This is a genomic window from Cytobacillus solani, assembly GCF_001420595.1.
GTDB classification, from domain to species: Bacteria; Bacillota; Bacilli; order Bacillales; family Cytobacillaceae; genus Cytobacillus; species Cytobacillus solani.
The window spans coordinates 1441507-1462597 of sequence record NZ_LJIX01000006.1; the positions used below are offsets into that span (position 1 = coordinate 1441507).

Sequence of the window (21091 nt, forward strand, 5' to 3'; positions counted from 1 at the left end):
TAGGAGGTGTTTGTCAATGGCAAAATATATTGGAAAGCGCTTACTGTACATGCTCATCTCACTTTGGTTGATCATTACAGCGACGTTTTTCTTCATGCGCATTGCACCGGGAAACCCATTTACATCTGAGAAACAGCTGCCTCCCGAAATTGAAGCGAATCTGAATGCTCATTATGGCTTGGATAAGCCTTGGTACGCACAATACGGGGACTATTTATTAAAGGTAGTGAAATGGGATTTTGGTCCGTCATTTAAGTATAAAAGCCAAACGGTTAATGATCTAATTAGTGAAGGTTTTCCTGTATCATTCATTCTTGGTATGGAAGCAATTTTACTAGCAGTTGCTTTTGGTCTCATTTTAGGAATTATTGCTGCACTAAAGCATAATAAATGGCAGGATTACACGGCAATGATTATTGCAGTAGCGGGTATTTCGGTACCATCCTTTATTATGGCAACCTTTTTACAATATTTTCTTGCGATTAAAATGGGGATCTTCCCTGTAGCACGTTTTGAAACATTTATGCATACCATTCTGCCAGCACTGGCATTAGCTTCAACACCGATGGCATTTATTGCCCGTTTAACACGTTCAAGTATGTTAGAAGTAATGAGCAATGATTATATCAAAACAGCGAAGGCAAAAGGTCTTAGCCAAGGGGTTATTACTGTAAAGCACGCGATCCGTAATGCACTTTTACCTGTCGTAACGTATATGGGGCCATTAACTGCAGGGATTTTAACAGGAAGTTTCGTTATTGAAAGAATCTTTGGTATCCCTGGATTAGGTGCTCACTTTGTTACTAGTATTACCAACCGTGATTATACGGTTATTATGGGTGTGACCGTGTTCTATAGTATTATATTGCTCGCATCTATTCTCCTTGTTGACATAGCATACGGAATCATCGACCCGCGCATCAAACTTGCTGGTGGGAAGAAAGGAGAGTAAATTATGCAGATTTCGAAAGATAAATTTCAACTCGTTGGTACTAAAATTTCAGAAGCTGAAAAAATTTCAAAACCAAGTCTTTCGTTCTGGAAAGACGTATTTATCCGATTCCGAAAAAACAAGCTTGCTATGTTTGGATTAGTATTATTAGCTATATTAATCTTTATGGCAATCTTTGGACCATATATGACTGAATATGATTATGCAACGAATGATTTAACGAATAAAAACCAAGAACCATCTTCTGAGCACTGGTTTGGTACAGATGATCTTGGACGTGATGTTTTCGCCCGTACTTGGGAAGGTGCACGAATTTCGATCTTTATTGGGGTTGCTGCTGCACTGATCGATTTATTCATCGGTGTATTATGGGGCGGTATCTCAGGCTATAAAGGCGGCCGTACAGACGAAATGATGATGCGTTTTGCAGACGTTCTTTACGGAGTTCCTTACCTACTATTAGTAATCTTATTAATGGTCGTCCTTGGACAAGGATTAGGGACAATGATTCTAGCAATGACCATCACAGGATGGATCAATATGGCTCGGATTGTTCGCGGACAGGTATTATCATTAAAGAGTCAAGAGTATGTACTAGCAGCAAAAACACTCGGTGCAAATACGAGTCGAATTATGGCAAAACACTTAATTCCAAACTCAATGGCACCAATTCTTGTTACGATGACATTAACAATTCCAAATGCCATTTTCACGGAAGCATTCTTAAGCTTTATCGGGTTAGGTTTAACACCGCCGCTTGCCAGCTGGGGAACAATGGCAAACGATGGGTTGCCAGCTATCCGATATTATCCATGGCGTCTATTTTTCCCTGCTATCTTTATCAGTTTAACGATTTTTGCGTTTAATGTTGTTGGAGATGGCTTACGTGACGCATTAGACCCAAGACTTCGCAAATAATGATGGAATGCGGAGGCGGCTTGGTTAGGGGCGACAAGCTTAAAGCAAGCTGACATGAAGACTGTTCTTTCTTCTTCCTGACAGATTGACTTAAGCCCTCGAGACCCTAGACGCCGTAGCTTGAAAAGGGAGTGAGAATATGGAAAAAATACTTGAAGTAAAAGATTTAGAAGTCTCATTCCAAACATATGGAGGATCAGTAAAAGCGGTTCGTGGAGTAAGCTTTGACCTTCATAAAGGAGAGACACTAGCCATTGTTGGTGAATCAGGGTCTGGTAAGAGTGTGACCTCCCAGACGATTATGAAATTAATACCAATGCCACCTGGCAAAATTACAGGCGGTCAAATTCTTTTCAACGGAGACGATATTGTTCCTAAAACAGAAAAACAAATGGAAAAAATTCGTGGAAAAGAAATCAGCATGATCTTCCAAGATCCGATGACTTCTTTGAACCCAACTATGAAAATCGGGACTCAAATTATGGAAGGCTTAATTAAGCATCAAAATATGTCTAAGCAAGCCGCAAAAACACGTGCAGTGGAACTGCTTAATCTAGTTGGTATTCCAATGCCAGAAAGACGTGTCAATCAATATCCGCATGAGTTTTCAGGTGGTATGAGGCAGCGTGCAATGATTGCGATTGCGCTTGCAGCCAATCCTAAGCTCTTAATTGCTGATGAGCCTACAACCGCATTGGATGTTACTATTCAGGCACAAATTCTTGACTTAATGAAAGATTTACAAAGCAAAATGGACACATCGATTATTTTCATTACTCATGACCTTGGTGTTGTTGCAAACGTTGCTGACCGTGTAGCAGTAATGTATGCAGGACAAATTGTTGAGATGGGTACGGTCGATGAAATTTTCTATGATCCGCGTCATCCTTACACATGGGGATTATTAGCTTCCATGCCTAGTTTGGATAATGATAATAAGGCAGATCTTGCTGCAATTCCTGGTACACCACCAGATTTAACTAACCCCCCTAAGGGCGATGCGTTTGCAGCTAGAAATCAATATGCACTTGCCATTGATTTTGAAGAAGAACCACCGATGTATCAAATCTCTGAAACTCATTTTGCAAAAACTTGGCTTCTCCATCCAGATGCACCAAAGGTTGAGCCGCCAGAAGCTGTGAAAAAGCGCATGCGTCAATTATCCTCTACATTTGATCAAGCTGTCCTTATGAAGGAGGGTAAATAAACATGGCTGAAAAATTATTAGAAATTAAGAATTTAAAGCAGCATTTTAATGTTGGCAAAGGCAATACAGTAAAAGCTGTTGATGGAATTACGTTTGATATATATAAAGGTGAAACACTTGGTCTTGTAGGCGAATCCGGATGTGGAAAATCTACTACCGGCCGTACGATTATACGCCTTTACGATGCAACGGATGGTCAAGTCCTTTTCAATGGAGAAGACGTTCACGGAAAAAAATCAGCAAAGGAACTGAAGAAATTCAATCGAAAAATGCAAATGATTTTCCAAGATCCTTATGCCTCTCTAAATCCAAGAATGACTGTTGCAGATATTATTGCCGAGGGCATTGATATTCATGGACTTGCAAAAGATAAGAAAGAACGGATTGAAAAGGTTTATGAACTGTTAGAAACTGTTGGGTTAAATAAGGAACATGCTAACCGTTATCCGCATGAATTTTCAGGCGGTCAAAGACAGCGTATTGGGATTGCCCGTGCACTAGCGGTGGATCCAGATTTCATTATTGCCGATGAGCCAATTTCAGCACTTGATGTATCCATTCAGGCACAGGTTGTCAACTTAATGAAAAAGCTGCAACGTGAAAAAGGTCTAACATATTTATTTATTGCCCATGACCTTTCAATGGTAAAATATATTAGTGATCGTATCGGTGTAATGTATTTCGGAAAGTTAGTTGAACTTGCTTCGGCTGAAGATTTATATAACAATCCAATGCACCTATATACACAATCATTGTTATCAGCTATTCCACTTCCAGATCCAGATACGGAGCGTACACGTAAGCGTGTGTCTTATGATCCGAAAGTTCATAATTATAGCGATAAGGAACAAGTTGAAATGCGCGAAATAGTACCGGGTCATTATGTTTATTGTTCTGAAAAGGAAGCACAAACCTTTAAAGCGCAATATGTGAAATAAAAGAAGCGATCTCTTGAGTGAGATCGTTTTTTTTGTCTAACTGCTGCTCCTAACCCCTCTTTTGTCTAAGTCAAGTTTGCTAGCAGATTTAAGAACGACCTTCCATCCAGCTTGTCTAATGCTTGTCGGGGCTGTACAGTCTGCTCCGCTTTTCTATTTTATAGACTAAAAAAGAGATGCTAACGGACAGTAGCATCTCCAAACAATCTATTTCCTTTTTCCTCCAACTTGCTTCCAGCCAGTCTGAATCTTTAAAGATTGATCAACAAATTCAGACCCTTTTTTTCCACTGAAGAGCTTTTCGCCTATCCCATTCGTAAGAACACCTAATGTAGCAGTTAATCCAATTATAAGTAGAGCAACAACTGTTAAATCGAATATGTATCCTCCCATGATAAACCCCCATCATTCTATTTTACAGCATTCATCTGGATTAAGAATGTATAACCTCTACTCTTATTGTAGTAGATGTTCCCAAGTATTTAAAGGGGAAAATAATGATTCGCTCATTTGATTATGAATTTTTCGTATGTTAAATTATTAAGATGTAAATTACTGACAAAAAAGGAGCCGAAACATGAATTGGTATGAAAAGCTAAATCAATATTTTCCTGTAGAAGAAATGAAATCAAAAGAGCATATGGAGACACTTTTAAAGGATCGTCCTGACATATATCATAAGGATGAAGGACCCTATCATGTTCTCATGTATGCAGAGCTTGATAATTTTGTATTTATTGATTACTTGTACGTATCTAAAGAATCACGAGGACAGGGACTTGGCCATAAGCTATTAGAGATGCTTAAGAAAAAGCAAAAACCAATTATTTTGGAGGTGGAGCCAGTTGATTATGAGGATACAGACACGGAAAAAAGGCTGCGCTTTTACAAGAAAGAAGGGTTTGAACATGCGAGTTCGATTGGTTACAGAAGACGTTCACTCGCAACAAAGGAAATCAATGAAATGGAAATTCTCTATTGGGCACCGAATAATGAAAGTGAAGGACTAGTTTTTAGCGCTATGCAAAAAACATATGAAATGATTCATACGTATCGTGATACCCATTTTTATGGAGAATCGTATCAGCCTGTTGATGAAGTACTGACTTTCGAAGAAGATAAAGATACAAATAATATATTAGATGAAATCTAAGACTCTCTCACAGCTGTTCTCTTGAATGGCTGTGTTTGCATTTATCAACCTGCTTGAGAAAGTTAAAAATTTTTATGAAAAAAATGAAACTTTTCATCTCCTCATTCGTCTTATATTATAGGATTACAAAATGAACATTTGAATCATGATAATGGGACAGCTTCTCGATAATTGAAAAACATATACCAAATTAGCTGGATCTGGTGTATAATACTCAATATAAATTACTTAATTAAAGTAATTTTAATTTAAGATTAGCTCGTATGTTCATTCATAAACAAACCAAATTCTATATATTGTGATTTGATATGTCAATAATAAAGGAGTGAAATTGTAAAATGGTCACATTATACACTTCACCAAGTTGTACATCTTGCAGAAAAGCAAAATCATGGCTGGAAGAGCATGATATCCCTTATAAAGAAAGAAATATTTTTTCAGAACCACTTTCGATTGAGGAAATTAAAGAAATTCTTCGCATGACTGAAGATGGAACAGATGAGATTATTTCAACACGTTCAAAAATATTTCAAAAACTTGATGTGAACTTAGAGGCAATGCCATTGCAAAACCTTTTTGAGTTAATTAAGGAAAATCCAGGTTTGCTTCGTCGCCCAATCATTCTTGATGAAAAACGTTTGCAGGTTGGATATAATGAGGATGAAATTAGACGATTCCTTCCAAGAAAAGTTCGTACATTTCAGCTTCGTGAGGCACAGCGCTTAGTCAATTAGTAACTAAATAGCTTAGCTTAATTTATCTAGATTGTTTTCTTAAGTAATAAGATTACTTTCTATCTAGTATAAAATAGGCCTTCTTTCTGCGGATGGAAGGTCTTTTTAATTTTAGATAAGTTTTTAATTTGTGAAAGAGCTGAAACTTTGATAAAATACAAGAAATTATATGGGCATATAATGGTTTTTATAAAGTTGTGACATTTTCATTCCCTTTATACTCTTTTTGTCATAAAATAAATGTACAAGGTGCAATATCAATTACCTTCTTATAAAGGGATAACCGTATATCGGAATGAGAATTAACAAACGTATATATGGGGGAATATTCCCTTCAAGTGCTTCTCTTTACTATAGAGGCAGTAACAATTTCCAGAAGGGAGAGTTGCAATATGGAAATCGAGCGTATTAACGATCATACAGTTAAATTTTATATTTCATACGTTGATATAGAAGAAAGAGGCTTTGAACGCGATGAGATATGGTATAATCGTGAACGAAGCGAAGAGCTTTTTTGGGAAATGATGGATGAAGTTCACCAGGAAGAAGAATTTTCTGTAGAAGGTCCGCTATGGATTCAAGTTCAAGCACTAGATAAGGGCTTAGAAATTTTAGTTACAAAAGCACAGCTTTCTAAAGATGGTCAAAAGCTAGAGCTTCCTGTATCTGATGAAAAGTTAAATCATCTTCCAGTAGACGAGCGGATTGAAGATCTTCTAGACCAGCATTTTAATCCGAATATGGAAGAAAGTGAATTAGACTACGAAGAAAATCTAGACTTTCTTCTAACGTTCGCCGATTTTGAAGATCTTATCTCCCTTTCCAAACGTGGAGGACTAGACAACATTCCTACGAAATTATACTCTTTTGAAGGTAAATATTATTTATTTGTTGAATTTCCTGAAGAGGAATTTGAAGAAGAAGATATTGATAATTTATTATCAATTCTATTGGAATACGGTCTTGAAACACAGAGAACCATTCATTTTATAGAAGAATACGGGACTCAAATTATGGATGAAAACGTGTTTGAACAAATAAGAAAGTATTTTTAATTAGAAAAGCCGATTTCAATTTTTGAAATCGGGTTTTTTTGCGAAAATAGAAAAAGAAAGAATTGTTGATAGTAGGTGCAAAGGTGAAAAATACAGTAAGAATCGGTTTATTTATTAGCCTTTTAGTTGGATTTATTTTTGTATATGATCTCTATGTAAATCCATCAGGCGGATATTTAGGCTATATAAGTTTATTAATGTCGATGTCAGTAATTTTTATTGCTTTCGTCATCTTCCTAGAAAATCGTCATCCCGCACAAACATTAACTTGGTTAGTTGTTTTAGGCAGCTTTCCGTTAGTCGGATTTATCTTTTATCTTTTATTCGGCCGAAATTATAAAAAAGAGAAAATGTTTAGACAAAAATATATTCTTGATAAGCAGGCATTTTTACGATTTGAAGGCGAACATGATCTGATTAATGAAGAGAAAATTAAGCAATTGGCAGATCATCAGCGGAAATTATTCTATCTAGCACAGAACTTAGGACATAGTCCTATATCATTCGCTACCCAAACGCAAGTGCTTACAAATGGAGACGAAACGTTCCATGAAATATTGGAGTCATTAAAAAGTGCCACTCACCATATCCATTTGGAATATTATATCGTCCGTCATGATCATATTGGTCAGGAAATAAAGGAGATTCTCATTCAAAAGGTAAAAGAAGGGGTGAAGGTAAGATTCCTATTTGATGCCGTTGGGTCTTTGCAATTATCCAAAAAATACATTTCCGAACTTAGGCAGGCTGGAGTGGAAATGATTCCATTTGGTCCCGTCCGGTTGCCTTTCCTAAACAGTAAGATTAATTTCCGCAATCATCGTAAAATTATCGTGATCGATGGAAGTATCGGCTTTGTTGGCGGGTTGAATATTGGGGATGAATATTTAGGTCGCGTTGAGAGCTTTGGTTTCTGGCGTGATACCCATATGATGATGAAAGGGGAAGCTGTTAGAAGCCTTCAATTGATTTTTCTGCAGGATTGGTATTATATGACGAATCAAAACATTTTATCTGCTGACTATTTGTCCCCTGTATTGGAAGAGAATATTCATGGCGGGGTTCAATTAGTTGCTGGGGGACCAGATAATGAATGGAGCGTCATCAAAAATATCTTCTTTTCCATGATTACTTCTGCAGAAAAATCAGTATGGATTGCCTCTCCATATTTTATTCCGGATGAAGATATTTTTTCTGCTTTAAAGGTAGCCGCACTAAGTGGAATTGATGTTCGTTTGCTTATGCCGCAAAGGCCAGATAAGAAAATTGTATTCTATGCTTCAAGATCTTATTTTCCAGAGCTGCTGGAGGCAGGCGTGAAAATATATGAATATAAAAAAGGCTTCATGCATAGTAAAATTGTCATTGTTGATGAGGAATTGGCATCCATCGGTACATCTAATATGGATATGAGAAGTTTTCATTTGAATTTTGAAGTAAATGCATTTTTATATCGAACAAGAAGTACCCAAAAGCTTGTAAAAGAATATATAAATGACCTGAAAAATTCAAGGAAAATAGATATTAATAAATTTAAGCGAAGACATATTGGATACCGTATGATTGAATCAACATCAAGATTGCTATCCCCGTTTTTATAGAACCTAGTCCATTTTGGGCTAGGTTTTTTAATAATTAAAAGGTATTTGTCATTTCTCGTCGAATGAATAAATAATAAAAGAAAGGAGATGAGATTTTGCTTGTTTCAAAGACGAGACAGGGCGAATGGGTTAGTTTGGCTGAGAAGCATAACCAAGAAATGCTAAAGGAAATAAGAAGAAAGGAGATTTTCTTTTGCCCGGAATGTGGCGAACAGGTGATTTTAAAAATCGGTTCGAAAAGGATTGCTCATTTTGCTCATAAAGCTGGAAGTGTGTGTGCTGAAAGCTATGAGAGAGAATCAGACTACCATTTAAGAGGAAAACTTCTCTTGTATAAATGGTTGGATTCATTAGGTTTGAAGCCGATACTTGAGCCTTACAGGCAAGAAATTTCCCAGCGGCCAGATATTAGTTTTGTTTATGAAGATGTCCAATATGCAATCGAATACCAATGTTCAGTCATTCCAGAAGAATTATTTGTGAAAAGAACAAATAACTATTTACAAGCAAACATAACCCCGATTTGGATCATATCCGGAAAAAATATAAAACGAAAAGGAAGCAATAAAGCAGCATTATCAAGCTTTGATTATTTATTTCTCTCTAAATCTTCTACAGAGCAATGGCATATGCCGTCCTTCTGTCCTGACACCAAAACCCTCATTACCCTACATTCCATTCTTCCTGTTACAGTGAAAAATGTCATTACGAAATTTTCGATCATTGATCTGGATAAGGCTCAATTAATCGATTTGCTGAAGCCGAGCTGGAAACAACAAGTTAGACTTAATGATTGGCAAATTGAAATCAGAAAGGAAAAAAATATTAGTCCCCTATATGGAACCTCTCAGAATAAATTCCTCCAGGATTTATACAAACACTCCCTCATTCCAGCCCTTTTACCACCAGAAATCGGCCTTCCTGTTACCAATGCACCTTTTATTGAAACATCTGTCCTAAAGTGGCAAAGCTATTTATTAATGGATGTTTTTCACCATCGACGGCCATTTTCAATGAAGGAAGTTGTTCATGTTTTTAGAAAAAGAATGCAAAAAGGGGATATTCAAATTAGAACGCTTCCTTTAGTAAAAAAGGGCAATGATTTAGAAGCTGTTAAAGAGTATATCCAACTGCTTGTTAAAGTAAATTATTTGAAGGTGGTTGATCATTATTATTTTCAAGTAGTAAGGAATCGATATGCTGAAACCTATGTGGAGCAGGAAAAAATGCAAACGGATTTTTATCAGGAATATGGAAAAATAATCTATAAACACTTAAATAAGTTACAATAATGGAAATCGTCTCTTTTGAATACAATAGGAGGAGGTGAATTTCTATTAAAAGGAGGATTTTGTACGTAAGGATAGAAATAAACAAATGAGGATTTTTTTCGAATGACGAAATGTTGAATGGAGGATAAGAAAATGGCTAACGAAACAGCAGTTAAAAAACTTCCGAATAGAAGTGAAATCTCTGTAGAGGATACATGGAAACTGGAGGATATTTTTGCTAGTGATGATGCATGGGATAAAGAATACAAGGAAGTAGAAGCTCTAGTACCAGAAGCAAGCCAGTATCAAGGGAAACTTGGTGAAAGTGCAAATCAATTGTATGAAGCCCTTCAATATCAGGATCACCTCTTAGAACGTCTCTCAAAGCTTTATACATATGCACATATGCGCTATGACCAAGATACAACAAATTCCTTTTATCAGGGGATGGATGACCGGATTAAAGGCTTATACTCCAAAGCAGCAAGCAGTCTTGCCTATATTGTTCCAGAACTACTTGCTGTTGATGAGGGGAAAATTAATGCCTTTTTAGAGGAAAAGGAAGAGCTGAAAGTTTACAAGCATTCGTTGGAAGAAATTAATCTTCAGCGTCCACATGTTTTATCTGCTGAGGCGGAAAGTCTACTTGCACAAGCTTCTGAAGTATTTGGTGCATCAAGCAATACGTTCGGCATGCTAAATAATGCAGATCTTGAGTTCCCGTCTATTACAGATGAAAATGGGGAGGAAGTGGAGATTACTCATGGGCGCTATATCCGCTTTCTTGAAAGCGATGATCAGCGAGTAAGACATGATGCGTTCAAAGCTGTCTATGACACATATGGCAAGTTCCGCAATACATTTGCAAGTACATTAAGCGGAAATGTGAAAACAAATAATTTTAATGCCAAAGTAAGAAATTATGATTCTGCCCGTCATGCCGCACTTGCAGCTAATAATATTCCTGAATCTGTCTATGATAATCTTGTAAAAACAGTGAACGATAACCTTCACCTATTACACCGCTATGTCAAGCTGCGTAAAAAAGTACTTGGTTTAGAAGAGCTTCATATGTACGACCTATATACACCTCTTGTAAAAGATGTGAAAATGGAAGTGAAATATGATGAAGCAAAGGAATTAATATTAAAAGGATTAGCACCTTTAGGGGACGACTATCTAAATGTCCTAAAAGAAGGCTTTGATAATCGCTGGGTGGATGTCCATGAAAATAAAGGGAAGCGGAGCGGTGCCTACTCATCCGGAACATACGGAACTAACCCATATATTTTGATGAACTGGCAGGACAATGTGAACAATCTGTTTACCCTTGCACATGAATTTGGCCATTCTGTTCATAGTTACTATACAAGGAAATCTCAGCCGTACCCGTATGGAAACTATTCGATTTTTGTTGCTGAAGTTGCGTCCACATGCAATGAATCGCTCCTTAATGATTATTTGCTGAAGACGATCGATGATGAGAAGAAGCGTTTATTCTTGCTAAATCATTATTTAGAAGGCTTTAGAGGAACAGTATTCCGTCAAACGATGTTTGCAGAATTTGAGCATCTCATTTATCAGAAGGTACAAAATAATGAAGCGTTAACCGCTGAATCATTAACAAAGGAATATTATGAGCTGAATAAGAAGTATTTTGGTGAAGAGGATCTTGTTATTGATGAGGAAATTGGATTAGAGTGGTCTCGAATCCCGCATTTCTATTACAATTACTATGTTTATCAGTATGCAACTGGCTTCAGTGCAGCGACAGCACTAAGCAAACAAATTTTAGAAGAAGGCAACCCAGCGGTAGAGCGATATATCGAATTTCTTAAAGCAGGTAGCTCCGATTACCCAATTGAGGTATTAAAGAAAGCAGGAGTAGATATGAACAGCTCAAAACCAATTGAGGATGCATGTAAAGTATTTGAGGAAAAATTAATTGAAATGGAAAACCTGCTAGGTTAAATGGACAAAAGGAGAACGGATTGCTTCCGTTCTCCTTTTTTGTCTAGCTGTGGCTCCTACTCCTCGAGGTTATAAGCCAAGCAGGCTAGAAGGTTTAAGAACGACCTTCCATCCAGCTCGGCTTATGCTAGTCAGGGCTGTACAGTCGCCTTCGCTTTTCAATTTCTAAAAACCCCTGAATTTTTTTCGATCGTTAATAAAGGTAATTAAAATAAATACAGATAAAAAAAGGATAGGAGAACTAATATAAATTGGAAATAGTTTCATGAGGCCAAGAATATTTAGTCCTAAGGAGAAAAGAATAAATAGTATCAACATGGCTATCGTAAGCTTTTTCATTTTCACCTGCACTCTTCCTCTCAAAAATGAAGTGTCCTGTTTAATGACATTGTATGCGCTTGTCCATGAATTATGCGATGGATTTGACAATCTTGTGAAGAAACACACAAACTTATTGTCGATGAAAAATTAAAATGATATAGTAATGACATGAAGTTGATCACAAACAAACATTAACCCCTTTGTTTGGGCCGTGAAAAATTTCTCCCATCCCCTTTGTTCGATAAAAAAGAAAAAAGACCATGCTGACGAAGGCATGGTCTTTTTCTGAAGAAAATAATATATATATATCTGATTTATAAGGTCAGGGTTGATTTAATTCGTTATACTTCCAAAACATTCCGTATTTAACGGGAATTTGTTCAACTACTTGCTTTAATTGCAGCTTTTTCATTTCTTTTTCCACTTCATTGACTGTTAGGTTATAGACAACAGCAATCTCCTGTGATGCGACAAATTTAAAATATTGTAAAAATACCTCTAACGGCGGAAGCACAGATCGTTCTGGCTTCTTCATTAACATTTCCTCTAAGATTTGTTCATACACTTCATATGGGTAATTTCCAGTAATCTTAATTCCTTCTTCCTCGATATGTTCATTAAAGAAGACAAGAGTAGGAATTTCCTGAACTTCCATTTCGGAAGTGATTTTCAAATCACATTGGAGGGCTCTTGATGCACTTTCTGAATGAATATCAGAAATAAATTCATCGACATCAAGTCCAACTGTTTTTGCACACTTTGTTAAAATATCTAAGTTCGAAACATTTTGTTTTTCTAAAAACAAAACTTCTTGCAGCTTTCGTAAAAAACGGATGCCGGCTCTTCTTCCTTGAAGCTCGGCAGCTTTAATCGCAATGGAGGCAAGATGTGGAGAAGAAATTGGATTCTCGAGCCATAGATTGCCATCACATGACATTCCTGTTCGACTTGCTGTCTTTTCCCAAAGATCAGCCATACTCTCATAGTTTTGCTTTCTTGCCATATTTAATGTCGCTAACCTGCCGCTTAATACATGTTTAATGGAAAAGTAACGACCGTATTCAATCATTAGTTTTTTAATAATTGGTTCAAGTGCCCAGCACTCTGGACAAAGAGGATCAATGAACATGTACAATTCAAGCGGCTTCTTCTCATTGCCATGACAGTGAGGAGATGACGACTTTGATTTGAATGATTCCTGATTGTTCACAAGTTCTCACCTTTCATCATATCGTTTTCAGATGTATTAACCATATGCTGTGCAGTTAAAAAGAGTCGTGCATAGAAATCTTCTCTTATTGGTTCAAAGAGTTCAACTTCATCCATTGCTTCATTCATGCATGACAGCCAAGCCTTCGCCCTTGTTTCAGTTATTTCAAAAGGCATGTGCCTGGCACGGAGCATAGGATGTCCATGTTCTGCTGTATATAAGGGGGGGCCACCTAAATATTGAGTTAAAAATTGCTTTTGTTTTCTAGCTGTTTCTGTAAGATTATTAGGGAAAATGGGAATAAGATCTGGGTGCTGCCCAACGCGATTATAAAAAGCCTCAACAAGCTTGTGAAGCTTATCCGCACCGATGATATCGAAAGGTGTATTCATTTTCTCGACCATACTAATACTCCTTTTTATGGAATGCAAGACATTCCATACCTCTGTTGAATTACCTTTATTCTATCAATGAGTGCTTTATATCTCAAATAAATAGCTTACAATGGCAATTTATACATGTTTTTTAAGAGTGTATGGTTCACGATGGCATTCTTTACATGCAAAAACCGTCCTTTCTTTAGACGGCTTTTGAATATAATTGTAATATCGAAATTTAACGGACTGTATGACTCCCACTTTAGGAATTGAGGAAAACTAAAGTAGGCTACAGCTTGTAAATTCAGTGGGGATGGACCCCACGTATTGAAGTTTCCCTTTATGCGAGAAAGTGAGATTTGATTTTTTGTACATAATTTTGAGTTTCTTTAAATGGAGGGATACCCCCATATTTATCTACATTACCAGGTCCAGCATTGTAGGCAGCTAGTGCTAATTCAATATTCTCATCATACTTGTTTAACATTTGGCGCAAGTACTTGGCACCGCCAAATACATTTTCCTGAGGATCAAATACATTTTTGACGCCTAATCCTCTTGCTGTGTCAGGCATTAATTGCATAAGACCAGATGCACCAGCATAGCTAACTGCATTCGGATTAAAGTTTGATTCCTGCTTAATAACAGAATGCAGCAGTTTTTCGGGAATGTTATAAAGTGCTGCAGCCTTTTCAATAATTTCATTAAAGTTCTTATTAGATCCGGAAAACTTTGTTAGATTGACAGGCGGTAATGCTGTACCTGCTAACGGAGAAAATGAAGTATTCAAATAAGATTGTAATGATGCAACTGTTCCTTGCTGATTGTAAGATGGATCAGCCGAAGATAGGCTTGAATCTGCTAATAATTCAGTAAGAAGATCTTGAAACATTGTATTTGAATCAGTCCCTGATTGGGAGCTATTAAAACCCTTCAATGCTTGTAATTCAAGCATAACTTTCAACTGCTCTACGTTCATAAAATACTTTCTCCTTTATCAATCGTTATACTGCATATACTTTATGTTATAAAAACGTTTAATTTTGTTTTCTGTCTTTCGAACAGGGATTTTTAATTGTTCAAGCAAGGCGGAGAACTTCTTCTGACCGTCTTTTCTGTTGCTTACTTCATATTCTAACTCAAAATCTTCTATATTTAAATAGAAACTATTGTCTATAACGACTAGTCCATTCTCATATTCCACTTCAGCTCTTTTTGTTGTTAATGAGCCAAAATATTGAATCCTATCAGGATCGACATTCATCTCTTTGATTAGCTTAATAATTGTCTCATTCATAATCTTTCCTGTTTCGAATATTTTTTCCGCAGCTAAAGGTTCAATTGATTCATTTGTTTCTAGGAGAGCATCCTGATAGGGCTGTTTTAATGTTAGTTCATATTTCTCTTCTTTTTTTCGGATACGGAGGGCGGAAGCTTGTTCCTTTAAAGCAAAATCGGGTGTATCAAAATAATGATTTTCCTGTGTGAAAAAGTCAGTATCATTCAATCTAAAATGGTTGACTAGCCTTTCAAATTCTTGTTTCGTAAGTAAGTTTTTAAATTCAATTTCAATATTTTGAGACAAAGATTATTCATCCTTTCAATCAGTCATCATCTTATTATCGCTTTCTTCTCATTTATCAGCAATTTTTTTTTAGATTATTTCTCACCGTGTGATAGAATAATAAAAGAGTTTGGAGGTAGAAAAAATGAAAAAGAAAATTAAAATTATCAATGCTGAATGGAATAAAAATGAGGAATTGGTATTGCATGTTGAAGAAGGGGCTTCGATTTTGGAAATGAAGCCAATGGGACAAATGCTTGTTGATTCTGACCAATTGGCTTTTATATATGTTGTTGATAAGGATGACGAATATACCTATATTTCCATTCCTGAGTCAACGTGGCCTAAGCTTAAAAATGCGCTTGAGAATTGTACAGCAATATACATAACTGACCAAAATGAACAGTTGCTTTTAACAGATTTTCACGAAGAACTAAGCTACTTAATTGAAAATATTAAAGGGAATAGCAATTACGGGGAAGTAATGGTAGAAAAAGTCGAAGCACTATTTGTATAAAATTTAGATCATCCACCCAAGCCTAATTTTTCAGGCTATCTTACATAAATATAAAATGGATAAGGTGGTGTGTTTTACATATGAAGAATTGGGATCAATTTTTAAGTCCATATAAGCAAGCAGTAGAAGAATTGAAGGTAAAGCTAAAAGGGATGAGAAAGCAGTATGAGCAAGCATCCTCTCATTCTCCAATTGAATTTGTTACTGGCAGAGTGAAGCCAATAGCGAGTATTATAGATAAAGCCAACCAAAAAGGAATTCCTTTGGATAAGCTGGAAACAGAAATGCAGGATATAGCAGGACTGCGAATGATGTGCCAGTTTGTTGATGATATTAAGCGGGTCGTTGAACTGCTGAGAAATAGAAATGACTTTGAAATTGTTGAAGAAAGAGATTACATATCCCATAAAAAGGTGAGCGGCTACCGTTCCTACCATGTGGTTATACGTTATCCAGTTCAGACTATTCATGGGGAGAAGAAGATTCTTGCTGAAATTCAAATTCGGACATTAGCAATGAATTTTTGGGCAACGATTGAGCATTCTTTAAATTACAAATATAAAGGCCAGTTCCCTGAGGATATTAAAATGAGACTGCAGCGTGCAGCAGAAGCAGCTTTCAGGCTTGATGAGGAAATGTCGCTTATCAGAGGAGAAATCCAGGATGCTCAAGCGTTTTTTACAAAGAAAAAGGAACAGCAGGAAAATACATAATATTCAAGAGGTCAATTGCATTTCTAATATAGAGGAGCATGATACGAATGAAATTTGCTATTACATCGAAAGGTGATACTAAATCGAATACGCTCATGCATAAAATGAAAACGTATTTATTAGATTTTGATCTAATATATGACGAAGAGCAGCCTGACATTGTTATCTCAGTAGGCGGGGATGGAACACTGCTGTATGCGTTCCACCGCTATACGGGACGTCTAGACAAAACCGCGTTTGTTGGCGTTCATACAGGTCATTTAGGATTTTATGCGGATTGGGTCCCAGAGGAAATTGAAAAGCTTGTGATCGCCATTGCCAAAACTCCATTTCAGGTGATTGAATACCCATTAGTAGAGGTAATTATCCGCTATCAAAATGGAGGCCGAGAAACACGCTTCCTTGGATTAAATGAAGCCACTGTAAAAGCTGTTGATGCGACACTCGTTATGGATGTTGACATTCGCGGTCAGCACTTTGAACGGTTTAGAGGAGATGGACTTTGTGTTTCAACACCTTCAGGGAGTACTGCCTATAATAAGGCACTCGGTGGCGCCATCCTGCATCCTTCAATACCGGCAATTCAGCTTGCTGAAATGGCCTCAATCAATAATAAGGTTTTCCGGACAGTTGGCTCCCCGCTTGTCCTCCCGGCGCATCATACATGTACGCTGAAACCAGTAAATGCACCGGACTTTTTAATTGCTGTCGACCATTTAACCATGCTCCATAAAGATGTGAAGTCCATCCAATTTCGCGTAGCCGATGAAAAAATTCGCTTTGCCCGCTTCCGGCCATTTCCATTCTGGAAAAGGGTTCATGACTCGTTTGTTGCGGACTAAAGGAAAAGCGGAAGACGCCCGATTATCGGCGACAAGCATAAGACAGATCGTCAGGAAGGTTTGTACTTTAACCTTCATGACGAGATGACTTATGACCTCGAGCCGATGGCGTCTGGAGCTAGACAAGGAAAAGCGGAAGACGCCCGATTATCGGCGACAAGCATAAGACGAGCTGTTAAGAGGTATGTTATGACAAGATTTCAATTACAATGGCAAGTAACTGAGTCCGATGCCAATAAAATCATTAAGGATTTTTTAAAAGAAAAGCAAATTTCTAAAGCCGCATTAACAGATATAAAGTTTAAAGGCGGTTTTATTACAGTAAATGGATCGGAACAAACGGTCAGGTACTCGCTCAAGCAGGGTGATTGTCTCACCATCGGCTTTCCTGAAGAATATCCCAGTGAAGGAATGGAAGGTGAGAGGATTTCATTACATATCTTATATGAGGATGATTTTATACTCGTTGTGAATAAACCTGCAGGTATGAGTACGATTCCCTCAAGAGAACATCCTGCTGGAAGCTTGGCCAATGCTTTGATTGGTCATTACGAACAAAAAGGTCTAAAAGCAACAGCCCATATTGTTACCAGACTTGATCGTGATACATCTGGATTAGTACTTATTGCAAAACACCGGCATGTCCATCATTTATTAAGTGAACAGCAGAAAGCTAAAGGTGTGAAAAGAATATATGAGGCGTTTCCTGAAGGGGTTTTGACGAATCGTATTGGAGTAATTGAACAGCCAATTGCACGTAAAAAGGACAGCATCATTGAAAGAGAAGTCAGCCCGAATGGTCAGTATGCTTGTACGCGCTATGAAGTGATTTCCTGTTATCCGACTTTTACCCATTTAAAACTGCAATTACAAACAGGTCGAACGCATCAAATACGTGTTCATCTATCTTATTTAGGCCATCCATTATTAGGGGATGATTTATATGGTGGAAGTGTGGACTTAATAAATAGACAAGCACTTCATTGCTGTGAGCTGAGCTTTTATCACCCGTTTTTGGAAGAACATCTAACCTTTCAGCAAGAGCTGCCTGAGGATATGAGGCAATTAATTTGAAAAAGCCGGAGCTCCCGGCTTTTTTGCTTTGTAATGTAAATAGCTCAAAAAAAGGTTTTCGGAAGGATCCAATTGAGTAGATAAAGTGGTCAAGTACAATACGTTAAGCACCTAAAAAAGTAAAAACCTAGAAAAAGCGGTCACATAAAATTATTTTGCAGCCCGAAAAAGTAAAAAAACTAGGAAAGCGGTCACATAAAATTATTTTACAGCCCGAAAAAGTAAAAAACTAGGAAAAGTGGTCACATAAAATTATTCTAAAACTCAATTTAGAAAAAAATTATTAACTATTACTCAAAGAAGTTAAATTTCTCGAAATTTCTCCTCCACAAGCGGCATCGTTGATGGAACTGAAACGATTTCCATTTCGGGGTATTTTAGAGCGGCTAATTTGTTGCCAAAAACCGCACCGGTATCAATATTGTATGTATTGTTTACGATGCGAACTTCTTTAACTGGTGTATGTCCGTAAACGATGACAGCATCACCTTTATATTGTTTGGCCCAGTCACGCCTTACAGGAGAACCATCGGGATGCTTTTCCCCCGTTATATCTCCATACAAAACAAAGGTTTTGACTTTATTTGAGTGTTTCCCAGTTAAATCTTCGCGGATACCTGCATGGGCAATAACGAGCTTCCCGTTATCAAGAATCAAATGTAATGGGGCATTTTCGTATAGATGAATAAATTTATCGCGAATCCTCTTCTTTTCTTTTTGATCAAGTGCTTCATATTCGGCAACTGTCGTCTCGAGACCGTGTGTGTGCTGCACTTTATTGCCTAAAAAGAATCGATACAACTTATTGCAGTGATTCCCTGGAACATAGTAACCTAACCCTTTATTGACAATGGCCGAAACCGCTTCAGCAACCTTCAGAGAATGGGGTCCACGATCCGTTAAATCACCGACAAAGGCTAATTTTCTTCCATTAGAATTTATAGGAATCCCTTCAGAATCCCATTTATATCCGAGCTTATTTGTTAGCTCCTGAAATTCTTGATAGCATCCATGTATATCTCCTATAATATCTAATTCCATCACTTACACCTACCTTGGCTATTCTTATGTAGTCCATTTTATCATTTCATTTCTACAATTGTTCTATTCCATTGTCTTACAAGACCCAAATCTCCTGATGATTTAAATGCCTTTTTCAGGGGAAAGTAAATAAAAAATATGGAATTTAATTAATAGTAAGCGACAAAAAAGTAAAGATTTGCTAGTATTATGAGGTATTGAAGGCAATAAGGAAGGAGGGAATGAGATGGAAGAAGTAAAAGAAGAGCATGCGGTCCATCACATAAATAAGGAAATACTAATCGATTCTTTAAAAAATGAAGATATTGAAGGATTTCGTGGAGAATTTTTGGAATTGCATCCTTATGACCAGGCTTCATTTTTTAAGGAATTGGATGAGGAGCATCGTGAGAAAATTTATCATTACCTCTCGCCTGAGGAAATGGCAACACTATTTGAAAACCTAGAAATAGATGATGATGAATATAAAGATGTCCTTGCAGAAATGAATCCGAATTACGCTGCTGACATGATTTCAAAGATGTATGTCGATGATGCAGTAGACGTATTAAATGAGCTTGAAAAGGAACAGGTAGTTAGCTATTTAACCATTATGGATGAAGAAGCAGCCCAGGAAATAAAGGATCTTCTTCATTATGAAGAGTATACAGCTGGAAGTATCATGACAACTGATTTCGTTTCAATATCAGCCAATCAAACGGTACGTTCAGCGATGTATATTTTAAAAAATGAGGCTCCAAAAGCGGAGACGATTTATTATATCTATGTCTTAGATGAGCACAGACGATTATTAGGTGTCATTTCATTAAGAGATTTAATTGTTAATGATGATGACACAATGATTGCAGATATAACCAATGACCGAATTGTTTCTGTTTCGGTTGGGGATGACCAGGAAGAGGTTGCCCGTAAAATAAAGGATTATAATTTCTTAGCCTTGCCTGTAGTCGATTTTCAAAATCACTTATTAGGAATTATTACGGTTGATGATGTTATGGATGTCATGGAAGAAGAAGCATCTGATGATTATTCCAAGCTTGCTGCTGTATCGGATATGGATACGATCGACCGTAATCCACTCTCAGCGGCACGAAAGCGGCTCCCATGGCTGATTATCTTGTTGTTTCTCGGAATGATGACAGCAAGCTTAATTGGACGATTTGAGGAAACCTTAAATAAAGTAGCTATTTTAGCAGTTTTTATTCCGTTAATTGCCGGTATGGCTGGGAATACTGGAACCCAGGCTCTTGCGGTTGCTGTCCGTGGGATTGCGACAGGTGATTTGGAAAAGGAAAATAAATGGAAGTTGATTGTAAGAGAAGCCGGTACCGGACTGATAACAGGTGCGATTTGCGGAGTTCTTGTATCAATTATCATTTTTATTTGGAAGGGGAATATTTTTCTAGGCATACTCGTTGGTATTTCTATTTTATGTACTTTAATTGTAGCTACTTTAGCTGGCGCTCTAATTCCACTGATTATGCATAAGTTTAAGATTGATCCAGCTGTTGCCTCAGGTCCATTCATTACAACAATAAATGATTTAATCAGCATATTAATTTATTTTGGTATGGCTACTTTATTCATGAGTTATCTGCTTTAGGTTATTAATATAAGGCGCATAGCATCATT

At 37.1% G+C, this 21091-nt stretch carries 21 protein-coding genes; 15 read left to right on the forward strand and 6 right to left on the reverse strand.

The genetic code is table 11. The features are described 5' to 3' along the window. Positions 1-16: 16 nt before the first annotated feature. The 4 genes from AN957_RS08890 (at position 17) to AN957_RS08905 (ending at position 4015) form a co-directional block, all read left to right on the forward strand. Complete coding sequence (locus AN957_RS08890; RefSeq protein WP_053475252.1) at positions 17-952, forward strand: ABC transporter permease; 936 nt, start codon at positions 17-19, stop codon at positions 950-952. After that, positions 953-1870: an ABC transporter permease gene (locus tag AN957_RS08895; RefSeq protein ID WP_053475253.1), complete on the forward strand. Its 918-nt coding sequence runs from the start codon at positions 953-955 to the stop codon at positions 1868-1870. Positions 1871-2009: 139 nt separating this feature from the next. Further along, positions 2010-3077, forward strand: a complete 1068-nt coding sequence (locus AN957_RS08900; RefSeq protein WP_053475254.1) for an ABC transporter ATP-binding protein — start codon at positions 2010-2012, stop codon at positions 3075-3077. A 2-nt stretch (positions 3078-3079) separates the two neighbouring features. Beyond that, on the forward strand, positions 3080-4015 hold the full coding sequence (locus AN957_RS08905; protein ID WP_053475255.1) for an ABC transporter ATP-binding protein: 936 nt from the start codon (positions 3080-3082) through the stop codon (positions 4013-4015). Between the two features lie 207 nt (positions 4016-4222). On the opposite strand, the gene AN957_RS08910 is transcribed toward AN957_RS08905, so the two are convergent. Then, on the reverse strand, positions 4223-4408 hold the full coding sequence (locus tag AN957_RS08910; RefSeq protein WP_053475256.1) for a hypothetical protein: 186 nt from the start codon (positions 4406-4408) through the stop codon (positions 4223-4225). A gap of 184 nt (positions 4409-4592) precedes the next feature. Between AN957_RS08910 and AN957_RS08915 the strand changes: the two genes are divergently transcribed. The 6 genes from AN957_RS08915 (at position 4593) to pepF (ending at position 11800) form a co-directional block, all read left to right on the forward strand. Further along, positions 4593-5168 carry a GNAT family N-acetyltransferase gene (locus tag AN957_RS08915; RefSeq protein ID WP_056683543.1) on the forward strand — a complete coding sequence of 192 codons (576 nt, stop codon included), beginning with the start codon at positions 4593-4595 and terminating at the stop codon, positions 5166-5168. A gap of 338 nt (positions 5169-5506) precedes the next feature. Further along, positions 5507-5902 carry a transcriptional regulator SpxA gene (spxA, locus tag AN957_RS08920; RefSeq protein ID WP_053475258.1) on the forward strand — a complete coding sequence of 132 codons (396 nt, stop codon included), beginning with the start codon at positions 5507-5509 and terminating at the stop codon, positions 5900-5902. 392 nt (positions 5903-6294) lie between these two features. Beyond that, positions 6295-6957 (forward strand): adaptor protein MecA, encoded by a 663-nt coding sequence (gene mecA, locus AN957_RS08925; protein WP_053475259.1) that lies wholly within the window; start codon positions 6295-6297, stop codon positions 6955-6957. 83 nt (positions 6958-7040) lie between these two features. Then, the gene (gene cls, locus AN957_RS08930) at positions 7041-8558 is read left to right on the forward strand and encodes a cardiolipin synthase (protein WP_053475260.1); all 1518 of its coding nucleotides are present in this window, start codon (positions 7041-7043) and stop codon (positions 8556-8558) included. 95 nt (positions 8559-8653) lie between these two features. After that, on the forward strand, positions 8654-9850 hold the full coding sequence (locus AN957_RS08935) for a competence protein CoiA (protein WP_056683546.1): 1197 nt from the start codon (positions 8654-8656) through the stop codon (positions 9848-9850). A 132-nt stretch (positions 9851-9982) separates the two neighbouring features. Then, positions 9983-11800 (forward strand): oligoendopeptidase F, encoded by a 1818-nt coding sequence (gene pepF, locus AN957_RS08940; RefSeq protein ID WP_056683549.1) that lies wholly within the window; start codon positions 9983-9985, stop codon positions 11798-11800. 643 nt (positions 11801-12443) lie between these two features. Here the strand turns inward: pepF and AN957_RS08950 are convergent. The 4 genes from AN957_RS08950 to AN957_RS08965 all read right to left on the reverse strand — a co-directional run bounded on the left by AN957_RS08950 (position 12444) and on the right by AN957_RS08965 (position 15293). Next, positions 12444-13331 carry a ClpXP adapter SpxH family protein gene (locus AN957_RS08950; protein WP_053475264.1) on the reverse strand — a complete coding sequence of 296 codons (888 nt, stop codon included), beginning with the start codon at positions 13329-13331 and terminating at the stop codon, positions 12444-12446. Next, positions 13328-13735 (reverse strand): globin domain-containing protein, encoded by a 408-nt coding sequence (locus tag AN957_RS08955; protein ID WP_056683555.1) that lies wholly within the window; start codon positions 13733-13735, stop codon positions 13328-13330. The genes AN957_RS08950 and AN957_RS08955 overlap by 4 nt, the downstream gene beginning before the upstream one ends. Before the next feature lie 313 nt (positions 13736-14048). Beyond that, complete coding sequence (locus tag AN957_RS08960) at positions 14049-14687, reverse strand: lytic transglycosylase domain-containing protein (protein WP_053475266.1); 639 nt, start codon at positions 14685-14687, stop codon at positions 14049-14051. Positions 14688-14705: 18 nt separating this feature from the next. Further along, positions 14706-15293, reverse strand: coding sequence for a CYTH domain-containing protein (locus AN957_RS08965; protein WP_056683558.1), 588 nt, complete (start codon positions 15291-15293; stop codon positions 14706-14708). A 124-nt stretch (positions 15294-15417) separates the two neighbouring features. Here AN957_RS08965 and AN957_RS08970 point away from each other — a divergent pair, with 124 nt between their 5' ends. From AN957_RS08970 to AN957_RS08985, 4 genes are all read left to right on the forward strand, one after another. Then, positions 15418-15789, forward strand: a complete 372-nt coding sequence (locus AN957_RS08970; RefSeq protein ID WP_056683561.1) for a UPF0738 family protein — start codon at positions 15418-15420, stop codon at positions 15787-15789. An 80-nt stretch (positions 15790-15869) separates the two neighbouring features. Beyond that, positions 15870-16502 (forward strand): GTP diphosphokinase, encoded by a 633-nt coding sequence (yjbM, locus tag AN957_RS08975; protein ID WP_056683564.1) that lies wholly within the window; start codon positions 15870-15872, stop codon positions 16500-16502. 47 nt (positions 16503-16549) lie between these two features. Continuing rightward, a complete protein-coding gene (locus AN957_RS08980; protein WP_053475270.1) occupies positions 16550-17344 on the forward strand; it encodes an NAD kinase in 795 nt (264 codons plus the stop codon). 189 nt (positions 17345-17533) lie between these two features. After that, positions 17534-18418, forward strand: a complete 885-nt coding sequence (locus AN957_RS08985) for an RluA family pseudouridine synthase (RefSeq protein ID WP_053475271.1) — start codon at positions 17534-17536, stop codon at positions 18416-18418. 303 nt (positions 18419-18721) lie between these two features. Here the strand turns inward: AN957_RS08985 and prpE are convergent, their stop codons facing one another. Continuing rightward, positions 18722-19459, reverse strand: coding sequence for a bis(5'-nucleosyl)-tetraphosphatase PrpE (prpE, locus tag AN957_RS08990; RefSeq protein ID WP_056683567.1), 738 nt, complete (start codon positions 19457-19459; stop codon positions 18722-18724). A 226-nt stretch (positions 19460-19685) separates the two neighbouring features. On the opposite strand from prpE, the gene mgtE reads away from it, so the two are divergent. After that, entirely contained in the window at positions 19686-21062 is a 1377-nt protein-coding gene (gene mgtE, locus AN957_RS08995; protein WP_053475273.1) for a magnesium transporter, read from the forward strand. Positions 21063-21091 lie beyond the last annotated feature (29 nt).

Coding starts and splice junctions, on each gene's coding strand:
- AN957_RS08890 (WP_053475252.1), top strand. CDS start 17: ATGGCAAAATATATTGGAAAGCGCTTACTGTACATGCTCATCTCACTT.
- AN957_RS08900 (WP_053475254.1), top strand. CDS start 2,010: ATGGAAAAAATACTTGAAGTAAAAGATTTAGAAGTCTCATTCCAAACA.
- AN957_RS08905 (WP_053475255.1), top strand. CDS start 3,080: ATGGCTGAAAAATTATTAGAAATTAAGAATTTAAAGCAGCATTTTAAT.
- AN957_RS08910 (WP_053475256.1), bottom strand. CDS start 4,408: ATGGGAGGATACATATTCGATTTAACAGTTGTTGCTCTACTTATAATT.
- AN957_RS08915 (WP_056683543.1), top strand. CDS start 4,593: ATGAATTGGTATGAAAAGCTAAATCAATATTTTCCTGTAGAAGAAATG.
- spxA (WP_053475258.1), top strand. CDS start 5,507: ATGGTCACATTATACACTTCACCAAGTTGTACATCTTGCAGAAAAGCA.
- mecA (WP_053475259.1), top strand. CDS start 6,295: ATGGAAATCGAGCGTATTAACGATCATACAGTTAAATTTTATATTTCA.
- pepF (WP_056683549.1), top strand. CDS start 9,983: ATGGCTAACGAAACAGCAGTTAAAAAACTTCCGAATAGAAGTGAAATC.
- AN957_RS08955 (WP_056683555.1), bottom strand. CDS start 13,735: ATGGTCGAGAAAATGAATACACCTTTCGATATCATCGGTGCGGATAAG.
- AN957_RS08960 (WP_053475266.1), bottom strand. CDS start 14,687: ATGAACGTAGAGCAGTTGAAAGTTATGCTTGAATTACAAGCATTGAAG.
- AN957_RS08970 (WP_056683561.1), top strand. CDS start 15,418: ATGAAAAAGAAAATTAAAATTATCAATGCTGAATGGAATAAAAATGAG.
- yjbM (WP_056683564.1), top strand. CDS start 15,870: ATGAAGAATTGGGATCAATTTTTAAGTCCATATAAGCAAGCAGTAGAA.
- AN957_RS08980 (WP_053475270.1), top strand. CDS start 16,550: ATGAAATTTGCTATTACATCGAAAGGTGATACTAAATCGAATACGCTC.
- AN957_RS08985 (WP_053475271.1), top strand. CDS start 17,534: ATGACAAGATTTCAATTACAATGGCAAGTAACTGAGTCCGATGCCAAT.
- prpE (WP_056683567.1), bottom strand. CDS start 19,459: ATGGAATTAGATATTATAGGAGATATACATGGATGCTATCAAGAATTT.
- mgtE (WP_053475273.1), top strand. CDS start 19,686: ATGGAAGAAGTAAAAGAAGAGCATGCGGTCCATCACATAAATAAGGAA.